Here is a 1053-nt window from a genome sequence, read left to right as displayed (position 1 = left end):
GTTGTTGCCGTTGGTGTCGCCATCCTTGAAGTCGAAGCCGAGATCGCGGTCGGAGACGCAGCCCTCCCAGCTCTCCTTGGTGATGGTCTCGGTCTTCTTGTTCTGGCCGTTGCCGGTCTCGCGCGTCTCGGTGAATTTCAGCCAGGGCGCGTCCTTGTAGCTCTGCGGCAGGCGGACCTGCGTGGCGAAGGGGATCATGGAGATCCTGATCTGGTCGCCGCCGGCGGAGGCGTCCTTCATGGTGCGCAGCAGCTCGCGCGTCGCGGTCTTGAGCGCGGCCATCTTGCCGGAACTGGCCATGGAGCCGGTATTGTCCAAGGCGAGGGCGAGCTCGATTGTCTTGGTGCCCCAGCTCGACTGGCTCTGCGCGCCGACCTCGATCAGATTCGTGCCGATGACGCGGGCGACTGTAGTGTCGACATTGAGCGCGCCGCCGACGGTGACCGTCCGGGCCACCCTGTCGATGGCGATGTTGGCCGTGCTGAACTGGGCGGCGGTCTCGGATGAGAGATTGGCCTTGACCCATTCGTTGATCCGCGTCCTGAGCTGGCCATCGGTCAGCTTGGAGGCGTCGCGGGCCGCCATCAGTGCCGCATTGTCGAGCGCCGAGGCGAGCTCGGTGCGGGCCTTGCTGGCCCGGGCATAATCGACGGCGGCGCCGACCAGCCCCAGGATCGGAACCAGGGCCAGCCCGAACATCATGACGAAGTTTCCGGATTCGTCGTCCCTGAACTTCTGGAAAATGCTCATCTTGGCCTCGCTGGTCGGAGATGAGTAAAATGCTTGAGATGTTAATGAACTGTGGCCAGATTAGCGCAGCTAACTCTGGCTCAGCGCCAAGCGTTAACGGACAGCTTTTGTTGACCTGATTGGCTCTCCATCTGGCATAAGCACCGGGTAACCACCGACCGATTCGGAGCCTGGCACTTGTCCGCCCATATCGATCCGCCAGAGGGCGGGAACAAGAAGATCGCGCTGCTCATCGCGGTGCTTGCCTTGATGCTGTCTCTGTCGGAGATCGGCGGCAAACAGGCGGAAAACGAAGCGATCGCC

At 62.4% G+C, this 1053-nt stretch carries 1 protein-coding gene; it reads right to left on the bottom strand.

Translation table 11 applies throughout. The annotated features are described in order from the left end of the window. Positions 1–750 (bottom strand): TadE/TadG family type IV pilus assembly protein (locus ASG72_RS21025; protein ID WP_162246218.1); only part of this gene is annotated, 750 nt, incomplete at its 3' end. Positions 751–1053 lie beyond the last annotated feature (303 nt).

Source organism: Allobosea sp. Leaf344, assembly GCF_001426225.1.
In the GTDB taxonomy this organism is placed as follows: domain Bacteria; phylum Pseudomonadota; class Alphaproteobacteria; order Rhizobiales; family Beijerinckiaceae; genus Allobosea.
This window is presented reverse-complemented; position numbering and strand designations above follow the sequence as displayed.